19 protein-coding genes are annotated in these 18,851 nt (G+C 74.0%); 7 read left to right on the top strand and 12 right to left on the bottom strand.

Going from position 1 to position 18,851, the window contains the following annotated elements; translation table 11 throughout:
- Positions 1-142 precede the first annotated feature (142 nt).
- The 3 genes from ACVJ1F_RS06265 to ACVJ1F_RS06255 all read right to left on the bottom strand — a co-directional run bounded on the left by ACVJ1F_RS06265 (position 143) and on the right by ACVJ1F_RS06255 (position 4,392).
- Entirely contained in the window at positions 143-601 is a 459-nt protein-coding gene (locus ACVJ1F_RS06265) for a DUF2809 domain-containing protein (protein WP_456885295.1), read from the bottom strand.
- 693 nt (positions 602-1,294) lie between these two features.
- Positions 1,295-2,908, bottom strand: coding sequence for a GMC family oxidoreductase (locus ACVJ1F_RS06260; RefSeq protein ID WP_173154349.1), 1,614 nt, complete (start codon positions 2,906-2,908; stop codon positions 1,295-1,297).
- Positions 2,905-4,392 (bottom strand): alpha/beta fold hydrolase, encoded by a 1,488-nt coding sequence (locus tag ACVJ1F_RS06255; protein WP_456885293.1) that lies wholly within the window; start codon positions 4,390-4,392, stop codon positions 2,905-2,907. Before ACVJ1F_RS06255 ends, ACVJ1F_RS06260 begins: the two co-directional genes overlap by 4 nt.
- Before the next feature lie 239 nt (positions 4,393-4,631).
- Between ACVJ1F_RS06255 and ACVJ1F_RS06250 the strand changes: the two genes are divergently transcribed.
- The gene (locus tag ACVJ1F_RS06250; protein ID WP_157485223.1) at positions 4,632-4,784 is read left to right on the top strand and encodes a hypothetical protein; all 153 of its coding nucleotides are present in this window, start codon (positions 4,632-4,634) and stop codon (positions 4,782-4,784) included.
- Between the two features lie 20 nt (positions 4,785-4,804).
- Positions 4,805-5,149 (top strand): ribonuclease E inhibitor RraB, encoded by a 345-nt coding sequence (locus ACVJ1F_RS06245; RefSeq protein ID WP_456885291.1) that lies wholly within the window; start codon positions 4,805-4,807, stop codon positions 5,147-5,149.
- Positions 5,150-5,255: 106 nt separating this feature from the next.
- Here ACVJ1F_RS06245 and ACVJ1F_RS06240 read toward each other — a convergent pair whose 3' ends face one another.
- Genes ACVJ1F_RS06240 through ACVJ1F_RS06225 form a run of 4 tightly spaced genes read right to left on the bottom strand, consistent with a single transcriptional unit; the run spans position 5,256 to position 9,084 of the window.
- On the bottom strand, positions 5,256-6,089 hold the full coding sequence (locus ACVJ1F_RS06240; protein WP_456885289.1) for an SDR family NAD(P)-dependent oxidoreductase: 834 nt from the start codon (positions 6,087-6,089) through the stop codon (positions 5,256-5,258).
- A 42-nt stretch (positions 6,090-6,131) separates the two neighbouring features.
- Positions 6,132-6,929: an ABC transporter ATP-binding protein gene (locus ACVJ1F_RS06235; RefSeq protein ID WP_056044437.1), complete on the bottom strand. Its 798-nt coding sequence runs from the start codon at positions 6,927-6,929 to the stop codon at positions 6,132-6,134.
- On the bottom strand, positions 6,926-8,026 hold the full coding sequence (locus ACVJ1F_RS06230; RefSeq protein WP_456885287.1) for a FecCD family ABC transporter permease: 1,101 nt from the start codon (positions 8,024-8,026) through the stop codon (positions 6,926-6,928). The genes ACVJ1F_RS06235 and ACVJ1F_RS06230 overlap by 4 nt, the downstream gene beginning before the upstream one ends.
- The gene (locus ACVJ1F_RS06225; RefSeq protein ID WP_456885285.1) at positions 8,023-9,084 is read right to left on the bottom strand and encodes a FecCD family ABC transporter permease; all 1,062 of its coding nucleotides are present in this window, start codon (positions 9,082-9,084) and stop codon (positions 8,023-8,025) included. Before ACVJ1F_RS06225 ends, ACVJ1F_RS06230 begins: the two co-directional genes overlap by 4 nt.
- A gap of 132 nt (positions 9,085-9,216) precedes the next feature.
- On the opposite strand from ACVJ1F_RS06225, the gene ACVJ1F_RS06220 reads away from it, so the two are divergent.
- The 4 genes from ACVJ1F_RS06220 to ACVJ1F_RS06205 all read left to right on the top strand — a co-directional run bounded on the left by ACVJ1F_RS06220 (position 9,217) and on the right by ACVJ1F_RS06205 (position 12,969).
- Positions 9,217-10,215: an iron-siderophore ABC transporter substrate-binding protein gene (locus ACVJ1F_RS06220; protein ID WP_456885283.1), complete on the top strand. Its 999-nt coding sequence runs from the start codon at positions 9,217-9,219 to the stop codon at positions 10,213-10,215.
- Between the two features lie 50 nt (positions 10,216-10,265).
- On the top strand, positions 10,266-10,625 hold the full coding sequence (locus tag ACVJ1F_RS06215) for a hypothetical protein (RefSeq protein ID WP_043595969.1): 360 nt from the start codon (positions 10,266-10,268) through the stop codon (positions 10,623-10,625).
- A gap of 77 nt (positions 10,626-10,702) precedes the next feature.
- The gene (locus ACVJ1F_RS06210) at positions 10,703-12,055 is read left to right on the top strand and encodes an alpha-amylase family glycosyl hydrolase (protein ID WP_456885282.1); all 1,353 of its coding nucleotides are present in this window, start codon (positions 10,703-10,705) and stop codon (positions 12,053-12,055) included.
- 92 nt (positions 12,056-12,147) lie between these two features.
- On the top strand, positions 12,148-12,969 hold the full coding sequence (locus tag ACVJ1F_RS06205; RefSeq protein WP_456885280.1) for a hypothetical protein: 822 nt from the start codon (positions 12,148-12,150) through the stop codon (positions 12,967-12,969).
- Positions 12,970-13,079: 110 nt separating this feature from the next.
- Here the strand turns inward: ACVJ1F_RS06205 and rlmC are convergent, their stop codons facing one another.
- On the bottom strand, positions 13,080-14,264 hold the full coding sequence (gene rlmC / locus ACVJ1F_RS06200) for a 23S rRNA (uracil(747)-C(5))-methyltransferase RlmC (protein ID WP_456885278.1): 1,185 nt from the start codon (positions 14,262-14,264) through the stop codon (positions 13,080-13,082).
- 57 nt (positions 14,265-14,321) lie between these two features.
- Entirely contained in the window at positions 14,322-15,047 is a 726-nt protein-coding gene (locus ACVJ1F_RS06195; RefSeq protein ID WP_456885276.1) for a TSUP family transporter, read from the bottom strand.
- A 186-nt stretch (positions 15,048-15,233) separates the two neighbouring features.
- On the opposite strand from ACVJ1F_RS06195, the gene ACVJ1F_RS06190 reads away from it, so the two are divergent.
- Positions 15,234-15,545 (top strand): hypothetical protein, encoded by a 312-nt coding sequence (locus tag ACVJ1F_RS06190; protein WP_456885274.1) that lies wholly within the window; start codon positions 15,234-15,236, stop codon positions 15,543-15,545.
- A 126-nt stretch (positions 15,546-15,671) separates the two neighbouring features.
- Here the strand turns inward: ACVJ1F_RS06190 and ACVJ1F_RS06185 are convergent, their stop codons facing one another.
- From ACVJ1F_RS06185 to ACVJ1F_RS06175, 3 genes are all read right to left on the bottom strand, one after another.
- On the bottom strand, positions 15,672-16,370 hold the full coding sequence (locus ACVJ1F_RS06185) for a hypothetical protein (RefSeq protein WP_123570982.1): 699 nt from the start codon (positions 16,368-16,370) through the stop codon (positions 15,672-15,674).
- Positions 16,371-16,560: 190 nt separating this feature from the next.
- On the bottom strand, positions 16,561-17,355 hold the full coding sequence (locus ACVJ1F_RS06180) for a response regulator (RefSeq protein WP_456885273.1): 795 nt from the start codon (positions 17,353-17,355) through the stop codon (positions 16,561-16,563).
- Complete coding sequence (locus tag ACVJ1F_RS06175; protein ID WP_456885272.1) at positions 17,352-18,845, bottom strand: histidine kinase; 1,494 nt, start codon at positions 18,843-18,845, stop codon at positions 17,352-17,354. The genes ACVJ1F_RS06180 and ACVJ1F_RS06175 overlap by 4 nt, the downstream gene beginning before the upstream one ends.
- Positions 18,846-18,851: the final 6 nt, after the last annotated feature.

Below are 18,851 nucleotides of genomic sequence, written 5' to 3'. Positions count from 1 at the left end.
GCGCGCTGGCGCCCGGCGCCCCGGCGCGCTGGCCGCTGGCGCCCTGGCCGCCCCGGCCGGTCGAGTGGGCAGAAAACGTCCTTCCCGCCTCGACGAAGGACCATTCCTGCCCACTCGACCCGCGCCTCCCGGGGTCGGGACGTCAGGAGGCGCGGCGCAGCACCCGGAGCAGCACCAGCCCCGCGACGCCCCCCGCCAGGTACCCGAGCAGGTCGGTCGCCACGAAGGTGGAGCCGAGCACCCACGCGGCGGGCGGGAACGCGTCGGCGGCGGCGGCGGGCAGTCCGGTCAGCTGGAGCAGTTCGATGACGACCGACGCCGCGGTGGCGGCCCCGGCCGCGAAGGGGGCGGCCAGGCGCGGGGCGACGAGGCGCGGGGCGACGAGCGCGAGCAGCAGGGCGAGCAGCACCGTGTAGAGCGCCGAGCCGAGCAGGTCGCCCGTCAGCCCGGGGACGGCGAGCTTCGCGACGACGCCGAGGGCGACGGTCGCCGCCGCCGCGACCGCCGTCAGCAGCCGCTCCCGCGCCCGCGGCCGCAGTCGTCGAGCATCCCCCGGACCTGCGGCCCGCGGGTCGAGTGGTCCCGAACCGTCCTTCGGCACAGCGGGAGGGACGCTTCGCGACCACTCGACGGGCGGCGTCACGAGAGGCACCCGGTCTGGACGCCGAACGACGGGCCGTCGGCCGACCGCCCGTCGGCCACCACCGACGTCGCGATCGCCCGGCGCGGGGTTGGAGAGGTCATCCGTCGAGCCTACGAACGGGCGAGCCGGGTCGCGTCCGTCTCGGGGACCACGCCGCGCGCCGGGAGGACGAACCCCCCCGCCGCCGGACCGACATGTCTCATCTAGGATCGTCCTTGGGGCCGGGCACCGCCGGGTCACGGCCCCGGGCAAGAGTGAAGCCCACGACCGCAGCAACGATCGTGGGCTTCGTTTGTCCTCCGAGTGGAAGACCAGGGATGCTAGCAATCCCGAGTTCACTACTCGGTCGATCGTAATCCAGGTCCTCCTGGATTGCATCCCTGGCACCTTCCGCTCCTCGTGTCCGCCGGCGCGCACACCAGGAGGTGATCCTCATGTCGAAAGACGCCGAGGGCCAGCCCAGGAAGACCGTGCCGTGGCTGCAGATCGCGACGTCGTTCGTGACCGTGGCCCGGTTCGTGTTCGACCTGTGGCGTAAGGGCTAGGAGAGAGGGCGCCCCCGTGGCCCTGCGCCACGGGGGCGTTCCTCGCCGACGCGACCTGCGCCTCCTGGGCGGTGGAGTTCAGGAGGCGCGGGTCGCGTGCTGCAGGTCAGGCCGCGTCGACGACGCGCGAGACGTCCGCGCCGACGCGCTCGCCGGCGACGGTGCCCGTCAGCCCGGCGCTCGCCAGGAAGCGGTCGGCGGTGCGCAGGCCGAGGGCCATGATCGTCAGGGCGGGGTTCGCGACGACGGCACTCGGGAAGACCGAGTTGTCGGCGATCCAGAGGTTCGGCACGTCGAAGCTGCGCCCGTCGGGGTCGACCACGGCCGTCGCCGGGTCGGTGCCCATGCGGCAGGTGCCGATCGTGTGCGCCGTGCGGGCCAGGACGCGGATGTCGCGGCCCCCGGCCGCCTCGACGATCGCGGTCATCGTCTCGACGGCGTGGTCGTCGATCGCCTTCTCGTTGTCACCGGGCGTGAAGGTGACGACGACCTTGGGCATGCCGAACTCGTCGACCTCGTCGGACAGCGTCAGGCGGTTCTGTTCGCTCGGCAGGCACTCGGCGTTGATGCCGACGCCGGCCATGAAGCGGTAGTCGTCGAGCGCCTCCACGAGTTCGGGGCCCCAGAGGCCGGCACCGCGGGCCAGGGTCGTCGCCAGCGTCAACGGCATGGCGCCGAGGCTCTGGATCAGGTAACCGCCGACGAAGTCGACGCCCTCGGGCCGCATCGTGTCTTCGGTGATGATCGACGACGGGTAGCCACGGTAGCCGCGCATCTCGGTGTCGAACGTGCCCCAGACCTGCGTCGCGCCGTGGGCCATGAAGTTGCGGCCGACCTGGTCGCTGCTGTTGGCGATGCCGGCGTGCAAGAGCAGGCGCGGGGTCTCGACGCCGCCCGCGCAGAGGAAGAGCGCGGCGGTGCGCTGGCGGTGCTCGACGCCGTCGCGGACGTAGACCACGGCCGACACCTCGCCGGCCTCGTCGAGCTCGATGCCCGTGACCATCGACTCGGGGCGGATCTCGGCCCCGTTCGCGACGGCCATCGGCAGGTAGCTGGTGTCCATGCTGACCTTGGCGCCGCTGCGGCACCCCTGGTGGCAGCTGCCGCAGCCGACGCAGGCCGGGCGGGTGCCGACGTGCTCCTGACGCCAGTCACGGCTGACCAGGGCCGCCGGGGCGTCCGTGGCCCGGATGCCCAGGGCCTCGCACCCGCGGATCATCATGTCGCTCGACGCGTTGCGGGCGGGCGGCGGCATCAGGTACGACCGCGACGGGTCCCACGGGTAGTCGGCCGGGCCGGAGACGCCGACGAAGTGCTCGACCTCTTCGATGTACCCGATCAGCTCGGCGTGGTCGACCGGCCAGTCCTCGCCCTTGCCCGTGAGGGACTTGAGCTTGAGGTCGCGCTCGTCGGGACGGGGGGTGAAGGCGCCCCAGTGCAGGGTCGAACCGCCGACGCCCTTGCCGCTGTTGTTCTGGCCGAACGCGGTCGGGGTCTCGCCGCCGCTCAGGCGCTCGTCCATCCAGTTGATCTTGACGGCCTCGATCTCGTCCTGCGTGTACTCGTCGGGCTCGAAGTTGCGGCCGGCCTCGAGGGCGACGACCGAGAGGCCCTGCAGGGCGAGCTTCGCCAGGATCGGGGCGCCACCGGCGCCGGTGCCGATCACGACCGCGTCGACGACCTCGGACTCGTCGTAGGTGCGTTGTCCGTCGAGCTTCATCGGGTGACCTCCATGGCTGGTTCCCAGCCCTCTCGTTGGCCGGCACCGAGCCGGCTGAATCCTTGCAGGGCGCGACCGGCACGGCCGTTCGCGAAACCGTCGAAGCCGATGCGTTCCATCGTCGCGGGGTGGGCGAGCCAGAGCTTGACCAGGTCGACGCGGCAGTCCTCGAACCATGCGGTGAGCTGCTCGACCGAGAAGGGGTGTGCCTCGTCGGGGCTGGGCTGCCCCGTGCGCCCGGGGGTGCCGCCGGTCATCCCGGCGTCGTCCTGGTCGCCGCCGTGGTGCGAGTCGCCGCCACCGCTGTCGCCGACGGTGCCGAGGGCGTCGTCGGGATCGCCCGCGACGATCGCGGCGAGCCGCTCGTCCTGCTGCTCGTAGGTCAGGCCGGTGAAGTCGGCGAGGGCGTCAAGGCCCAGCGCGTAGGCCTCGGGGTCGCTCGGCAGGTCGGCGTTGCGCCAGCCGTCGCCGTAGCCAGCGGCGAGCTGGGCGTCGACCCGCGCGGCGAGGTCGACCGAGTGGTCGGGGTCGTCCTGCGGCACGACGCGGGAGGCCACGGCACGCAACGTGGTCAGCTGCGCCTCGGTCAGCACCTGCGGGACGTAGCGCGGGTCGTCGGCGACGGCGCGCCGGGCGAGGATGCCGCGGGTGTTCGAGGCGGTGCGGCTCGAGGCGATGACGCGGGCGAAGTCGTCCGACATGACCGGAGCCCGCCCCGCGTCGTCGCGCCAGAAGTCGAGGACGGCCGAAGCGACCTCGGTCGGGCGCTCGAGCGGCAACAGGTGCCCCGCGCCGTCCAGGGTGAGGTGCGTGGCACGCGGGTAGACGGCGCCGTTCAGGCGACGCTGGGCGTCCTCGCCCAACGGCCCGTCGGCGCCCCCGGCGACGATCAGGGCGGGCACGTCGAGCGTCCCGACCTCGGCCGACCAGTCCTCGCGGCTGCCGCGGTCGAACCATGCGGTCCACGCCTCGGGGGAGGTGCGGTGCAGGTCGGCGAGGGCCTGGTCGTCGAGCGGCGTGGCCAGGGGAGCGCCGACGTTGTCGTCGACGAAGCTGCGGGCCGTGTCGGCGTCGAGCGGGCCGTCGGCGGCCGCGGCGATCATCTGCTCGCGGATCGACTCGCTCATGGGCTCGGGCGACGGCGGGGAGGCCGCGAGCAGCACGACCCCGGCGAGGCCGAAGAGCCCGCCCTGCCCGGCGAGCGTGCGCGCGGCGACGATCGTCGCGATCTTGCCGCCCATGCTGTGACCGACGAGCAGCCAGCGGGTGGCGCCGTGCCGGCGGATCTGCCGGGTGACCTGACGGACCATGTCGTCGACGGTCACCCCGTCGGCCGTGGTGGCGTCGCCGAAGCCGGGCAGGTCGAGGGCGACCACCTCGACGTCGTCGCCGAGCGCCTCGGTGACGGGACCGTACTCGAGCCGGCTCATGCCGAGCGCGTGCAGGCAGAACAGGGTGGGGCGTGTGGTGGTGTCGCTGGTCACTCGGACTCCTCGGAGAAGACGTGGGGCCGGGTGACGTCCCCGTCGTCCCGGCGGACTCGACGCTACGGCGCGCCACCGTCATCGGGCCGAATGAGGGCGTGCGGACCGTGCCGGTGGTACGACTGACTGCCCACCGCGGGTGGTCCCGACGCTGGGAGGCGTACCCCGAGGAGGCGCGGGCGGCGGATGCTCAGGAGTCGCGCCTTGTGCCCGCCCCGCCCGCCCGGGAGGATGGGCGGATGGAAACCGTCATCATCGCCCTCATGGTCATCGGGTCGATCGTCGTCATCTTCGGCATCGTCTTCTTCCTGGTCGCGGCGGTGTTGCCCACCCGTGCGCCCCGTGCCGACCGCCGGGGCCGCGGCGGACGTCCCGCCGCCCGCACCCGCTAGTCGGGGCCCGGGGTACGACGATGGACGAGGGACTCGTCGTCCACCTCCAGCGGTGTGCCGCCCAGCTGGTCACCCGCGACGAGCTCCGTGATCGGTTCGACCTCGCACGGACCGTCACGCACGCGACCGACTTCTCGCGCCGATCGGCTGCCGAACGCGCGGCCGACGAACTCCGCACGGCGGGCTACGACGCGACGGTCACCCGGCACGGTCTGCTGGGGGCAGATCTCCGGGCCAGCCGGGAGGACGCGCTCGACGACGACCGCGCCGTGACCTTCACCCGAGAGGTGTTCGACGTCGTGCAGCGATCCGGCGGTCGGTACGACGGCTGGAGCGCCGAGGTCATCGCCGAAGCCCAGGCCTGACCCGCCTGCACCCGCCTGTGCCCCCGGGTCGCACCACCGGGGTGGTGTCGAACCGCCGATGTGCGTGGTTCGACGCCGCGTCGGTGGTGCGACATCGCCTCCCGCCCTACGGGACGATCGCGTCGACGTAGCCGCCGTCGACCCGCAGCGCCCCGCCCGTCGTCGCCGAGGCGAAGCGCGAGCTGAGGTAGACCACCATGTTGGCGATCTCCTCCGGCTCGATCAGTCGCTGGATGAGCGACTGCGGCCGGTGCTTCAGCATGAACTCGTGCTGGGCCTCGTCCCAGGGCAGGTCGTCGCCGACCAGTTCGCGCACGAACTCCTCGACGCCACCCGTGTGCGTCGGCCCGGCGATGACGCTGTTGACCGTCACGCCCGAACCCGCGGCCGCCTTCGCGAACCCCCGCGACACCCCGAGCAGGGCCGTCTTCGACACCCCGTAGTGGATCATCTCGACCGGCGTCACGATCGCCGAGTCGCTCGCGATGTACTGCCCGCGGCCCCAGCCGCGCTCCATCATGCCGGGCAGGTAGGCCCGCGTCAGGCGCACGGCCGAGAGCACGTTCGTCTCGAAGTAGCGGCGCCACTCGTCGTCGTCGATGCTCAACGCGTCGGCCGAGCCGAAGACGCCGAGGTTGTTCACCAGCACGTCGACCTCGGGGAAGGCCTCGACCGCCGCCTGCGCGCCCGCCTCGGTGGCCAGGTCGGCCGCGAGCGTGACGACCCGCGCCTCCCGGGTCCCGGCGTCGAGGGCCGCGAAGGCGGCGTCGTCGGCCAGCGAGTCGAGGAGGCGCGCTCGGGCCGCCCCCGTGGTCTCCGTCGAGCGTCCGTTCACGATGACGCGGGCCCCGGCGGCGGCGAGCCCCCGGGCGATCGCGAAGCCGATGCCCTGGGTCGAGCCGGTGACGAGTGCGGTGGTGCCGTCGAGTTCGATCTTCACGGGACCATCCTGCTCGTTGGAGCCCCGGGTGCCCACCCGACCTCAGCGGCGGCGCGGCACGACCATCGGCGACCCGGTCACGGGGTCCGGCACGACGACGCAGGGCAGGTCGAACACGTCGGTCACGAGCTGCTCGGTCAGCACCTCGGCCGGGGTGCCCGTCGCCACGACGTCGCCGTCGGCCATCACGATCAGGTCGGTCGCGTACCGCGCGGCCTGGTTGAGGTCGTGCAGCACCGCGACCACGGTCGTGCCCTGCCCGTGCAGTCGGGCGAACAGGTCGAGCAGGTCGTACTGGTGGGCGATGTCGAGGTAGGTCGTCGGCTCGTCGAGCAACAGCACCGGCGTCTGCTGTGCGAGCGCCATCGCGACCCACACCCGCTGGCGCTGCCCGCCCGACAACTCGTCGACCGGCACGTCGACCAGCTCGGTGAGGTCGGTCTCGGCCAGGGCCGCGTCGACGGCCTCGCGGTCGGTGCCGGTCCACTGCCGGAAGAGACCCTGGTGCGGGTAGCGGCCGCGTGCGACGAGCTCGGCGACCGTGATGCCGTCGGGTGCCGTCGAGGTCTGGGGCAGCAGGCCGACGATGCGGGCCACCTCCTTCGCCGGCACGCCCGCGAGCTCGCGTCCGTCGAGCAGGACCGACCCCGACCGGGGCTTCAGGAGGCGCGCGAAGGCCCTCAGGAGGGTCGACTTCCCGCAGGCGTTCGGCCCGACGATGACGGTGAACGAGCCGTCGCGCACGTCGGCGTCGACGGCCTCGCTCACCGTTCGCCGGTCGTAGGCGAGGTGCGCGCCGCGGGCCACGAGGCGGGAGGGGCGGGTGTCGTCGGCGTTCACGCGGACCTCCGGGATTCCGAGACGAGCAGGGTGATCAGGTAGACCCCGCCGATCACGAGGGTGACGAGGCCGACCGGCACCGGGTTGGCGGCCACGTGCTGGGCGACGAGGTCGGCGACGAGCAGGAGCACCCCGCCGACGAGTCCGCCGGCGACGAGCGGCACCCCGGCCGACCGCACCAGGCGTCGGGCCAGCTGCGGCGCGGCCAGGGCCACGAACGCGATCGGCCCGGTGCTGGCGGTCACCACGGCGGTCAGTGCGACGCCGACGACGACGAGCGCCAGGCGCGACCGTTCGGCGCTCAGGCCGTGCGACCGGGCGGCGTCGTCGCCGAGCTCGAGCTGACGCAGCGGCCGCGACAACCCCATCACGAGCGGGGTCAGCACGACGAGCAGCACCAGCGCGGGGACGAGCTGCTGCCAGCCGACCAGCGCGAGCGAGCCCGCCCCCCAGAACGACGCGGTCAGGGCGACCTCGTTCTGCGCGCGCAGCAGCAACCAGCTGTTGACCGAGTGCAGCAGGGCCGTGACGCCGATGCCCACGATGATCAGCCGCAGCCCGTGCACGCCGCGACGGTAGGCCAGCAGGTAGACGACCAGCGCGGTGACGAGCCCGCCGATCAGGGCGCCGGCCGCCGTGCCGATCGTCGAGGCCGCACCCGACACGATGACGACGATCGCCCCGGTGTAGGCGCCGGTCGAGAAGCCGATCACGTCGGGCGAGCCCAGCGGGTTGCGGGTCAGGGATTGGAAGACGGCGCCCGAGACGCCGAGTGCGGCGCCGAAGACGAGGGCCGCGAGGACGCGCGGCAGCCGCCAGTTCAGCACGATGGTCGAGGCGAACCCGTCGCCGCCGAACAGCGCCCGCACGACCTCGGGCGGACTGAGCGGGTAGTCGCCGATGCCGAGGGCGACGATCGCGACGACGACGGCCACCACGACCAGCGTCAGCGTCGCCGTGCGTCGCCGGCCGCCGGTCGAGCGCCACGAGCGCAGGAGGCGCGGGCCGACACCCGGGGAGGTCGACGTCGTCCGCGTACCCGACGACGTGCCCGTGCCCCGGGTCGGGCGCGTGTCCGGCCCCGTGCCCCGGGTCACGCGCCACCCACCCGTCGGCGTCGGGCGATCGCGATGAGCACGGGGGCGCCGACCGCGGCCGTGACGAGGCCCGCGGCCAGCTCGCCCGGGGGAGCGACCACGCGGCCGAGGACGTCCGCGAGCAGCAGCAGCACCGGCCCGAGCACGGCCGAGAGGGCGGTGGTCCACGGCTGGCTGGGCCCGACGACGCCGCGGGCGGCGTGCGCGACCATGAGCCCCACGAACGCGATGGGCCCGACCACCGCGGTCGCGCCTCCGGCCAGCAGGGTGACGACGACCAACGAGACGACGCGCACGGCCGGCACGGAGACGCCGACCGACGCGGCGTGTTCGTCGCCGAGTGCGACGGCGTCGAGCGGGCGCGAGGCGATCAGGGCGACGACGACCCCGGCCGCCACGAAGGGCAGCACCGTGAGCACGGGCTCCCAGCCGCGGTCGGCGAGCGAGCCGACCTCCCACGCGCGGACGGCGTCGAAGCGGCGGGGATCGGCCAGCACGATCGACGAGGTGATCCCCGCGAGCACCGACCCGAGCGCGAGGCCGGCGAGGGTCAGGCGGGCGGGACCACCGCCTCCTCGACCGGCGCCGCCGATCAGGGCGACGGCGACCGTCGCGAGGCCCGCGCCGACGAACGAGAACCAGACCCAGCCGCTCGCCGAGGTGACCCCGGCGAAGCCGACCGCGAGGGCGACGGCGAAGGCGCTGCCCGAGGTGACGCCGAGGATGCCCGGGTCGGCCAGCGGGTTGCGCGTCACGGCCTGCACGACGGCACCGGCGACCCCGAGCCCGGCACCGGCCACGATCGCGGCGACCGTCCGCGGCAGGCGGAGGTCGAGCACGGCGGTCGCGTCGGCGGTGTCGCGGCTCGCGGCGCCGGTGAGGATGCGCAACACCTCGTCGAAGGCGACCGGCCGCGCGCCGACGGCGAGTCCCAGCACGACGGCGAGGGTCAACAGGGCCAGGGCGGCCACGAGGGCGAGGAGGCGCGTGCGGGTTCGCCGGGAGCCTCGCGTCGGTCGCGGGGCACGGCCGACCGTGAGCGCTCGGGGCATCGCCATGATGATTAGCTTAGGCTACCCTCACTTGGAGTCCGGCCGGGTGGCGCACGTCGCCGTCCAGGCTCGACCCCCGCACCCGACCTTCCGCCCGACACCACGTCACAGCACCGACGTCACAGCCCTGAGGAACACATGCGCAAGACACTCTCGATCGCCGCCGCCGTCGCGGTCGCCACCCTCGCCCTGGCCGGCTGCTCGGCCGACGCCGACCCGGACGACGCCGCCGGCGGCGGAGCCTCGGGCGGATCGGGCGCGTTCCCCGTCTCGATCGACACGAAGTTCGGCGAGGTCACCATCGACCAGAAGCCGACGCGCGTCGTCGCGCTCGGCTGGGGCGACGCCGAGACGGCGCTCGCGCTGGGCGTGCAGCCCGTGGGGGCCTCGGACTGGCTCGCCTTCGGTGACGAGGCCGACGGCGTCGGCCCCTGGGCACAGGGTCTCTACGACCAGGCCCCCGAGATCATCGGCACACTCGAGCCCTCTTACGAGGCCATCGCGGCCCTCGAGCCCGACGTCATCCTCGACACGAAGAGCTCGGGCGACCAGGAGCGCTACGACCGCCTGTCGAGCATCGCCCCGACCGTGGGCGTGCCCGAGGGAGGCGACAGCTACCTGACCGACTTCGAGGACCAGATGGAGCTCGTCTCGGAGGCACTCGGTGAAGAGGCCGAGGGCGAACGAATCGTCGACGAGAACGAGAAGGCCGTCGAGGCCGTCGCCGACGCCCACCCCGAGTGGAAGGGCAAGACGATCACCGCCGCCACGAAGACCAGCGAGGGCTGGGGCGCCTACGTCGAGGACAGCGAGCGGGTCGAGCAGCTCGAGGCGCTCGGCTTCGAGCAGAACCCCGCCATCTCGGCGCTGTCCCCGAACGCCGGTGGCTTCTCGGTGTCGATCTCGAGCGAGCAGCTCGACCAGATCGACGCGGACGTCATCGTGGCCTTCCCGATCTACATCGACACGACCGAGATCACGGACGACCCGCAGTGGAAGGCCCTGTCGGCGGTGCAGGACGGCCACGCCGTCGTCATCGACGGTGACGTCGCCGCCGCGTACTCGCTCGGCTCGGCGCTCTCGCGCCAGTACGCGCTCGACCAGCTGGTGCCGCTGCTCGAGGGCGCCACGAAGTAGTCGCCGCACCCGTGCGGGCCGGATCGCTGCAGAGGGTGAAAGATGTTCTGGTGACCCACGAGCTGCACGACCTGATGACCCCCGAGAAGAACGTCCAACGCATCATGTGGACCGGCACGATCTGGTTCGTCGCCGCGGTCGGCAGCGTGGCGGTGGCCCTGGGGCTGCTGCTCGCGACCGGCTGGCGGCCGGCCCTCCTCTCGGCCGGGCTCGCGACGTTGTTCTGGGTCGGTGCCGCGCTGGTCGCCCTGAGCGTCGGGCTCATCGGGTGGTCGGGATGCCCGATCCTCGAGGTCGACGTCCCCACGGCCGACCGCAACAAGACCCGCACGATGCAGGCCGGCACGATGCTCTTCATCGTCGGCGGCGCGGCCGCCCTGCTCGCCGTCCTGCTCGGCCCCGCGAGCTGACGCCGACGCCCGGCGAGCTGAGCCCCAGGAGCTGAGCGGGGGACACCTCACGACCGCCCGTCACTAGGGTGGCGCGAATGAGCGAACACGAGTCCCCGACGACGGCCACCGCCCTGCCGGGCCCCTCCTGGACCGAGCACGTCGTGTGGTGGCACGTGTACCCCCTCGGGTTCGTCGGGGCGGACACGACGGGCGCGGACCGCTCGCCGGCACCGCGCCTCCTCGATCTCGTGCCGTGGCTCGACCACCTGGTGGCCCTCGGCGCCAACGGCCTGGCTCTCGGGCCGGTCTTCGCGTCGTCGACCCACGGCTACGACACCATCGACTGGTTCGCGGTCGACCCGCGCCTCGGCACCGAGGCCGACCTCGTCACCCTGATCGAGGCCGCCCACGCGAAGGGCGTCAAGGTCATGCTCGACGGCGTCTTCAACCACGTCGGCCCCGAGTTCCCCGCGCTGGTCGAGGCACGTCGCGACCCCGACTCGAGCGCGGCCTCCCTGTTCCGGCGCGAGGACGACGGCAGCCTGGGCACCTTCGAGGGGCACGGAGGGCTCATCGCCCTCGACCACTCGTCGCCCGAGGTCGCCCGCACGGTCACGGACGTCCTGACGTACTGGGCCGACCGCGGTGCCGACGCCTGGCGGCTCGACGCCGCCTACTCGGTGCCGTCGTCGTTCTGGGCGACCGTGCTGCCGCCGCTCCGCGAACGGCACCCCGACGTGTACGTCGTGGGCGAGGTGCTGCACGGCGACTACGCGGCGGCCGTCCGTGACGGAGGCCTCGACTCGGTGACCCAGTACGAACTGTGGCAGGGCGTCTGGCACGCCCTGGCCGAGGTCAACCTGTTCGAGCTCGAGTGGGCGCTGCAGCGCCACGACGGGTTCCTCGACGACTTCGTGCCGCTGACCTTCGTCGGCAACCACGACGTCACGCGCATCGCCAGCCAGATCGACGACGACCGCCACCACGCCCACGCGATCGTGCTGCTCTTCACCCTCGGCGGCACGCCCTCGGTCTACTACGGGGACGAGTTCGGCCTGCGGGCCGTCAAGGAGGCGCGGGTCGGCGGCGACGACGCGGTGCGTCCGGCGTTCCCCTCGACGCCTGCCGAGGCTCCGGGTGCCGGCGTCCCGGACGCCCTCCCCGAGGTCCTCGCCCTGCACCGGGAGCTGATCGGCGTGCGACGTCGGCACCCGTGGCTGCACACCGCCCGCAGCCGCACCGTGTCGGTCGCGAACGAGTCGCTCGTGCTCGAGGTCACGGGCGTCGGGGCGGGCCGGTCGCTCGTCGTCGCGCTGAACCTCGGCGACGACGAGCTGCGCGTGGCCGACCCGGCCCCGGGCCAGTGGCTGGCCGGTCGGGACGCGGGCCTCGACGGCGACGTCCTGTCGGTGGGGCCGCACGGCTGGGCGGTCGTCGCGCGCGCCTGACCCGGCCCGCGCCTCCGGGGTCCCTCCGACGCTCGTGGGCATCCCCTGGGAGTCGCGACGAACCCGGGCGGGCCGTCGCTACCGTGCCACGCATGGCTAAGACACGAGAGCTACTCATGACCTCGACCCTCGCCGTCGGTGCGCTGGTCGCCGCCACCGGATGCACCTCCGACCCCGCCGTGACGGCCCCGACCGCCGCGGCGACCGGCGCGCCGAGCGCCCCCGCGACGAGCGCGACCCCCGCCGGTTCCGAACAGGACTCGGCCGAGCAGGCGATCGTCGTCCGCTACCTCGACGCGATCTCGGACGGAGACACGGCGGCGGCCTGGGCCCTGCTGACCCCCGAGGCGCAGCAGTTCTACGGCGCCGAGCGGACCTTCGCCGAGTACTCGCCGGTGGACGGCACGGTGACGCCCGAGGAGGCGTCGGTCCTGGTCGACGCCGACCTGGCCGTGGCCGAGGGGCCCGAGGGCGCGTTCACGCTGGTGAGCGCCACGACCGACGACCTCGCCGACGCCTGGATCGTGCGCGAGACGGCCGACGGCCTGCGCGTCGACGACGCCGGCGTGCCGCCGACCGGCGACTCGGTCTACGAATGGGACAACCCGGCCGTCGGGGCCGAGGATCAAAGCGCAGGAGGCGCGGCGTACGACACCACGGCCCCCGCGTCGATCTCGTTCGCCAGCCCGTTGAGCCAGGACCAGACCGAGCCGAGCGTCGTCGGCTACCCCGACACGCTCTGGGTCTTCCTCGATGGTCAGCAGCTGCCGTCGATCGAGGCCGCGTCGGCCGGCTCGGGCAAGCGCTTCACGACCGAGATCGGCGAGTCGAGCGGGGCCGACCGCGGCCTCACCGTCATGTGGCAGACGGGTGCCGACTCGCTCGGCTGGCGCAGCAGCACCGTCGTGCTCTGAGCCCTGGCCCGGCAGGGCGTCCGCCGCGAACCCCGTTCACGAAGACGAACCCCGTTCAAGCAGGGTTCGTCTTCGTGAACGGGGTTCGTCGTCGGGAGGCGGTGGAGCGCTCAGCGGCGACGCAGCAGGGCCATCGCCTCGAGGTGCGGCGTCTGCGGGAACATGTCGAACACGCGCGCGGCGACCACGTCGAACGACGGCATCGCGTCGAGGTCGCTCGCCAGGGTGACGGGGTTGCAGCTCGAGTAGACGACGTGCTCGACGCCCGACCCCTCGAGCCAGCCGGCCAGCGTCGCCCCGATGCCGCGTCGCGGCGGGTTGACGATCACCAGCTCCGGAGGCGCGGTGCCGGTACCCGAGGACCCCGCCCCCGCGGACGCGCCCGTCGCGAACCGGGTCGCGTCGTCGGCCGCGAAGCGCACGTGCTCGAGGCCTGCGCGACGGGCGCTGCCCCGGGCGCTGGCCACCGCCTCCTCGCTGGTCTCGATGCCGACGACCTCGCGGTGCGCGTGTCGACTCGTGCGGCCGGCGCCCGGGCGCGCGACGTGCAGGGCGAAGCCTCCGACGCCGCAGTAGAGGTCCCACACGGTGGCCGGGTCGATCGCGTCGACCCACTCGGCGGCCTGCGCGTAGAGCCCGGCCGCGATCGCCGTGTTCGTCTGGAAGAAGCTCTGGGGGCGCAGCTCGAGGTCGACCCCGCCGAGGTGCATGGTGAGCGTCTCGCGGTCGGTCAGCACGATCTCGTCGGTGCCCTCGAGCACGGCCTTGTGCTCGGGCAGCAGGTTGACCGACACGACCGCGACCCGGGGCAGGGCCTCGAGCAGCCAGGGCAGTTCGGACCGCAGCCGGGGCAGGGCCTGCTCGCTGCGCAGCACGAAGCGCACCATCAGCTCGCCCGAGGGCGACTCGGTCACGTGCACGTACTTCGCCTCGCCGCGGCGACGCGGGACGTCGTAGGGCAGGAGGCGCGCCCGGGTCACGAACGCCGCCAGCGTCGGCAGCGCCTCCTGGATTCCTGACGTGTGCAGCCCGCAGCCGCGCAGGTCGACGCCCTGTCCGCGGCCGTCGAGGATGCCGAGCGTCGGCTCGTCGATCGTGCCGCCGACGACCATCTTCGCCTTGTTGCGGAACCCCGACTCGGGGCCGGTCAGCGTCGGCAGCCAGGCCGAGGGCGCATGGCGCTCGCCGAGGAGGTCGCGGACGCGCGCCTCCTTCTCGGCGACCTGGACCGGGTAGGGGCGGTCGAGGAGCGTGCACGAACGGCACAGCCCCGCGTCGAAGTAGTCGCACTGCATGGCGGGCCGAGTCTAGGCGAGGGGCGTGGGGTGGCGACCCGCGCCTCCTCGGCCGGGTCAGAGCTGGGTGATGCCGCGCACGAGGGCGAGGGCGCTGCCGACGGCCGCGAGCGTCAGGACGAGGATGCGGCCGACCCGGGCCGGGACGACCTTGCTGAGGTGGTGTCCGACGAAGGCGCCGACGAACAGTAAGCCGAGGGCGCCCGCCCAGACGGCAACCGGCTCGGACGGGATGCCCTTCGTCAGCACCGAGGTCAGGTTGATCGCCAGCAGGAACACCTGGCCGGTGCCGACGAAGACCTCCCGGGGCCAGCGGTCGCTCGTGGCGTGCACCGTCAGCGCCGGACCGCCGACGCCGGCGGTCACGTTCATGAAGCCGCCGAGGGCGCCCGCGGCCACGGCGCCGACGCGGCCGGGCAGGAGGCGCGCGCGGCTCGAGAACGCCATCACGAGCACGCCGACCAGGGCCAGGGCGCCCACCGCGATGGTCAGCGGGCCGGTCGGGGCGGTCTGCACGACCCACGCGCCGATCGGGATCGTCACGAGGGCGGGCAGGACGAGGAGGGCAGCCGTCCGCCACCGCACCGTGCGCCAGGTGCTCGCCAGCACGACCAGCGCGAGCACGGCGGCGAGGGCGTTGCCGACCGAGACGCCGGCCTCGGGGCCGAGCACCACCACGAGGAGGGGCGCGGCGGTCAGCGCGAAGCCGATGCCCGCCATGCGCTGCGTGAGGGCGCCGACCACGATGGCCGCGGCGGCGAGGGCGAGCGTCAGCGGGGTCACGCCGCCACGCTACCCGGCGTGCTGGGCCGGGCTGCGCCGCGCCGGGCTGTGCCGGGCGTGCCGGGTCGGCATGGCGCCAGGAGATGGCCACAGCGCCAGGACTAGTCGTGGTGCGGTGGCCATCTCGTGGTGCTGTGGGGCAGGGGCAGGGGCAGGGCTGGGGCGCGGCGTCAGTAGGGTGGCGGCATGACCGACTCGTCGAAGACCGTCCAGTTGCGCCGCTACGAGCTCGTCGAGGGGGTGCTCGACGACTTCGTCGCGTGGTTCACCTCGACGCTGATCCCGGCTCGGCTGTCCGAGGGCTTCGCGATCGAGTTCGCCTACGCGGACCGTGACGCCAACCAGTTCGTCTGGGCCGTCAGCACCCCCGGCGACGCCGCACGGTTCGCCGAGGTCGAGGCCGCCTACCTGCAGTCCGAGGCGCGGGCCGCGGCGTTCGCCGGCCAGCCCGTGCGGGTGGCGACGCAGCACGTCGCGCTGGTCGAGCCCGTCGCCTGACCGCCCCGCCCCTGCGACACCGCCGAGTGGACAGGACACCGCCGAACGCCGCGGCGTCCTGTCCACTCGGCGGTGCCTCGTCAGCACGGCCGACGTCGGTGCGGTGACGGCTGCGGGCAGGCCCGACTAGAGGGCGTCGACGAACATCTGGGTCGCGAGCGGCACGTTCGTGGCGTTCGACGACGGGTCCCAGCCGACGACCGCGACGGCGTCCCCGCCGACGCGGGCGGTCAGGCCGACCAGGGTGAAGCTGCCGCCGCCGACGGTGCCCGTGACGCGCCAGCCGAGCGACTCGTCGGTGCCCGTGAGGGTCGGCTCGGTGGTCTCGACCGTGGTCTGCACGGGCTGGCCCTGCATCGTGAAGAGGGCGGTTCCGTCCGCGCAGCGGGTCAGGGCGTCGGACGCCTCGGCGACCAGGGCCGAAGCCGCGTCGTCGTCACCCGTGCTCGCGACGACGGTGGTCATCGAGCGGTCGTTGCTCGTGCCGAACTCGAGCGCGCCGTCGGGGGCGGCGTCGTCCCAGCCGACGCCGAACGGGGCGAGGCAGCTCGGGTCGCTCGCGGTCAGCCCCGGGTAGACCGAGTCGAGCAGCTGGTCGGTCGTGTCGAACTCGTCGGGCACGAACTGGATGCCCGTGAAGACGGACGCCAGTTCGGCGTCCGAGAGGGCGGCCGACGAGGCGTCGGCAGTCGCCGTGGCCGACGGACTCGCCGTGGTGGTGGCGCTCGGCGTCGTGGTCGGCTCGTCGCCGGCACCCCCTGAGCACCCGGTCAACAGCAACACGAGGGTGGCGGCCCCGACGGGCAGCGTGGTCCTGATCGACATGTCGTCCCCTCCGTCCGGGCACCCCCGTGGTCCCGCGACGCCCCGAGGCTACCAGCGGGTCGTGATGCTGCTCGGGCCCGCGCGTCGCACCGCGGACCGGACGTCGCACCGTCGAGATCGGCGGTGCGACGTCCGGTTCGTGGTGCGACCCGGGCCGATGACGGGAGGCCGATCGGCCTCGGCCCCGGGCTCAGGGCAGCAGGCCCGAACGGTAGGCCCAGACGACCGTCTGCAGTCGGTCGCGGGTGCCGAGCTTGGTCGTGATGCGGGTGAGGTGTGACTTGACCGTGCTCGTCTCGACCACCAGGCGCTCGCCGATCTCGTCGTTGGACAGCCCCTCGCCGAGCAGGCGGACGAGCTCGCGCTCGCGCTCCGTCAGGACGTCGGGCGACGGCTCGACCGCCGATGCCCGACGGCGTCGGGTGAACTCGGCGATCACCCGCCGCGTGGTGGCACCGTCGATCGCGGCCCGCCCCGATGCGAGTGCCCGCACGGCGCCGACGAACTCGTCGGGTTCGACGTCCTTCAGGACGAACCCGCTCGCACCGGCCTCGAGGGCGCCGAACACGTACTCGTCGAGGTCGAACGTCGTGGCGACGAGGACCGCGGGGGCACCCGCCGAGCCGACCCGCGCCTCCTGCCCGTCGGCGGTCCAGGATCCGGCACCGCGGCCGCTGCCCCCGGAGCCACCGCCCTCGAGCCCGCCGCCCTCGAGCCTGCCGCCCTCGAGCCTGCCGCCCTCGAGCCCGACGCCGTCGAAGCCGACCCGGGCGTCGACGATCGCCCGCGTCGCCTCGATGCCGTCGCCGCCGGGCATGCGCACGTCCATCACGACGACATCGGGTCGGGTGCGTCGCACGACGTCGACCGCCTCGCGCCCCCCGGAGGCCTCGCCGACGACCTCGATGCCGCCCGCCGTCTCGAGCACGACCCGGAAGCCCGTGCGCACGATCGCCTGGTCGTCGACCAGCACGACCCGGATCACTCGGCACCCCCGCCGGTGAGCCCCGTGTCCGGCCCCGGCCGGAGCCCCGAGACGAGCCCCGAGGTGGCCCCGCCGTCGGCCCCGGACGCCGCAGCGGTCGCCGACGGCCCGCCCGCCGGGGCCTCGGTCGAGGCCTCCGCCTCGACCGGCAGCTCGAGCCGCACCCGCCAGCGCCCGTCGGCGGTCGCTCCGGTGTCGAGCCGCCCACCGATCAGGTCGGCCCGTTCACGCATGCCGACCAGCCCGAAGCCGCCGCCTTCCGACGTGTCGCGAGCCAGGGGCAGGTCGTTCTCGACGACGATCACGAGGGCCCCCGTCGTCGCGGTCAGGTGCAGCTCGACCGTCGCCCCCGGCGCGTGCCGACGGGCGTTGACGAGCGCCTCTTGCACCGTGCGGTAGGCCGTGACGTCGGCGAGCGGGGCCAGCGACGGCAGGGTCCCGTCGACGTGCGCGTCGACGACGGCCCCGGAGGCGCGGGCCTGGTCGACGAGGTCGGCCACGTCGCCGAGACCGGGGACCGGCACGGTGCCGCTCGGACCGTCGCCCGTCTCGCGGAGGATGCCCACGATCGACCGCAGCGCGTCGAGGGTCTCGCGGCCCTGGGCACGGACGCTGCGGAGGGACTCCTTGGCGCGCTCGGGGTCGCCGTCGACGAGGCGTTCGGCAGCACCGGCCTGCACGACGAGCCCGGTGAGGTGGTGCGCGGCGACGTCGTGCAGCTCACGGGCCATGCGGGTGCGCTCCGCGGCGACCGCGGCCCGGGTGAGCGTCGCCTGGTGCTCGACGCTCTCGGCCGCGCGGGCCCGGGCGTCGCGGTCGTGGGCGCGGCGCAGGGCCACCCACGAGCCGACGGCGGCGCTCACTCCGTTGATCAGCACGGCGCTGGCCACGAGGGCGAGCGCCTCGACGACGACGCCGACCTCGCCGAGCCCGGCGGGGGCGCCCAGCTGGTCCTTGACGATCGCCGACGCCCCGACGGCGGCACCGACGGCCTCGATGCCCACGGCGGCGAGCACCGCCCCGACGACGTCCCGGGTCGGCCGCAGGGTGGCGACCGTGTAGGCCGTGACGACGGGGGCGGCCGTCCACAGGGCGAGGCCGGTCGGCAGCACCGTGAGCAGGGCGGCCTGCAGGACGGCGACCGCGAGCAGGGCCGTGACGGGTCGGACGCGTCGGAGTGCCAGAGGCACGTGCTGGACGAGCGCCAGCACGATCACGGCGACGATCTGGGCGGTCGGGATGCTGCGGTTCGCACCGTAGAACTCGCCCGCGGCCAGCAGCGTGGCCAGGAAGGCGATCGTGACGAGCGCCCAGACGGCGGCGAGGGCGACGTCGCGGCCGAGCACCGTGTGCACGCCCAGCCGGTCGAGGACGCGGCGCACCGTCGCCATCCCGGGCCCGGCCGAACCGGTCGAACCGGCCTGCCCGGCCGAACCGGCCTGGCCGCGCGGACCGCCCGGAGCGGGCGAGGTGTCGGGGGTCGTGGTCACCGTCCG

It is taken from the genome of Frigoribacterium sp. 2355, from assembly GCF_054060695.1.
Note: the sequence above shows the minus strand (reverse complement) of the source record. Positions and strands in the feature narration are given on the sequence as shown.

Excerpts from the sequence above, each read along its gene's own strand:
- ACVJ1F_RS06260 (WP_173154349.1), bottom strand. The coding sequence starts at position 2,908 with ATGAAGCTCGACGGACAACGCACCTACGACGAGTCCGAGGTCGTCGAC.
- ACVJ1F_RS06250 (WP_157485223.1), top strand. The coding sequence starts at position 4,632 with ATGGAAACCGTCATCATCGCCCTCATGGTCATCGGGTCGATCGTCGTC.
- ACVJ1F_RS06245 (WP_456885291.1), top strand. The coding sequence starts at position 4,805 with ATGGACGAGGGACTCGTCGTCCACCTCCAGCGGTGTGCCGCCCAGCTG.
- ACVJ1F_RS06225 (WP_456885285.1), bottom strand. The coding sequence starts at position 9,084 with ATGGCGATGCCCCGAGCGCTCACGGTCGGCCGTGCCCCGCGACCGACG.
- ACVJ1F_RS06220 (WP_456885283.1), top strand. The coding sequence starts at position 9,217 with ATGCGCAAGACACTCTCGATCGCCGCCGCCGTCGCGGTCGCCACCCTC.
- ACVJ1F_RS06210 (WP_456885282.1), top strand. The coding sequence starts at position 10,703 with ATGAGCGAACACGAGTCCCCGACGACGGCCACCGCCCTGCCGGGCCCC.
- ACVJ1F_RS06205 (WP_456885280.1), top strand. The coding sequence starts at position 12,148 with ATGGCTAAGACACGAGAGCTACTCATGACCTCGACCCTCGCCGTCGGT.
- rlmC (WP_456885278.1), bottom strand. The coding sequence starts at position 14,264 with ATGCAGTGCGACTACTTCGACGCGGGGCTGTGCCGTTCGTGCACGCTC.
- ACVJ1F_RS06190 (WP_456885274.1), top strand. The coding sequence starts at position 15,234 with ATGACCGACTCGTCGAAGACCGTCCAGTTGCGCCGCTACGAGCTCGTC.
- ACVJ1F_RS06185 (WP_123570982.1), bottom strand. The coding sequence starts at position 16,370 with ATGTCGATCAGGACCACGCTGCCCGTCGGGGCCGCCACCCTCGTGTTG.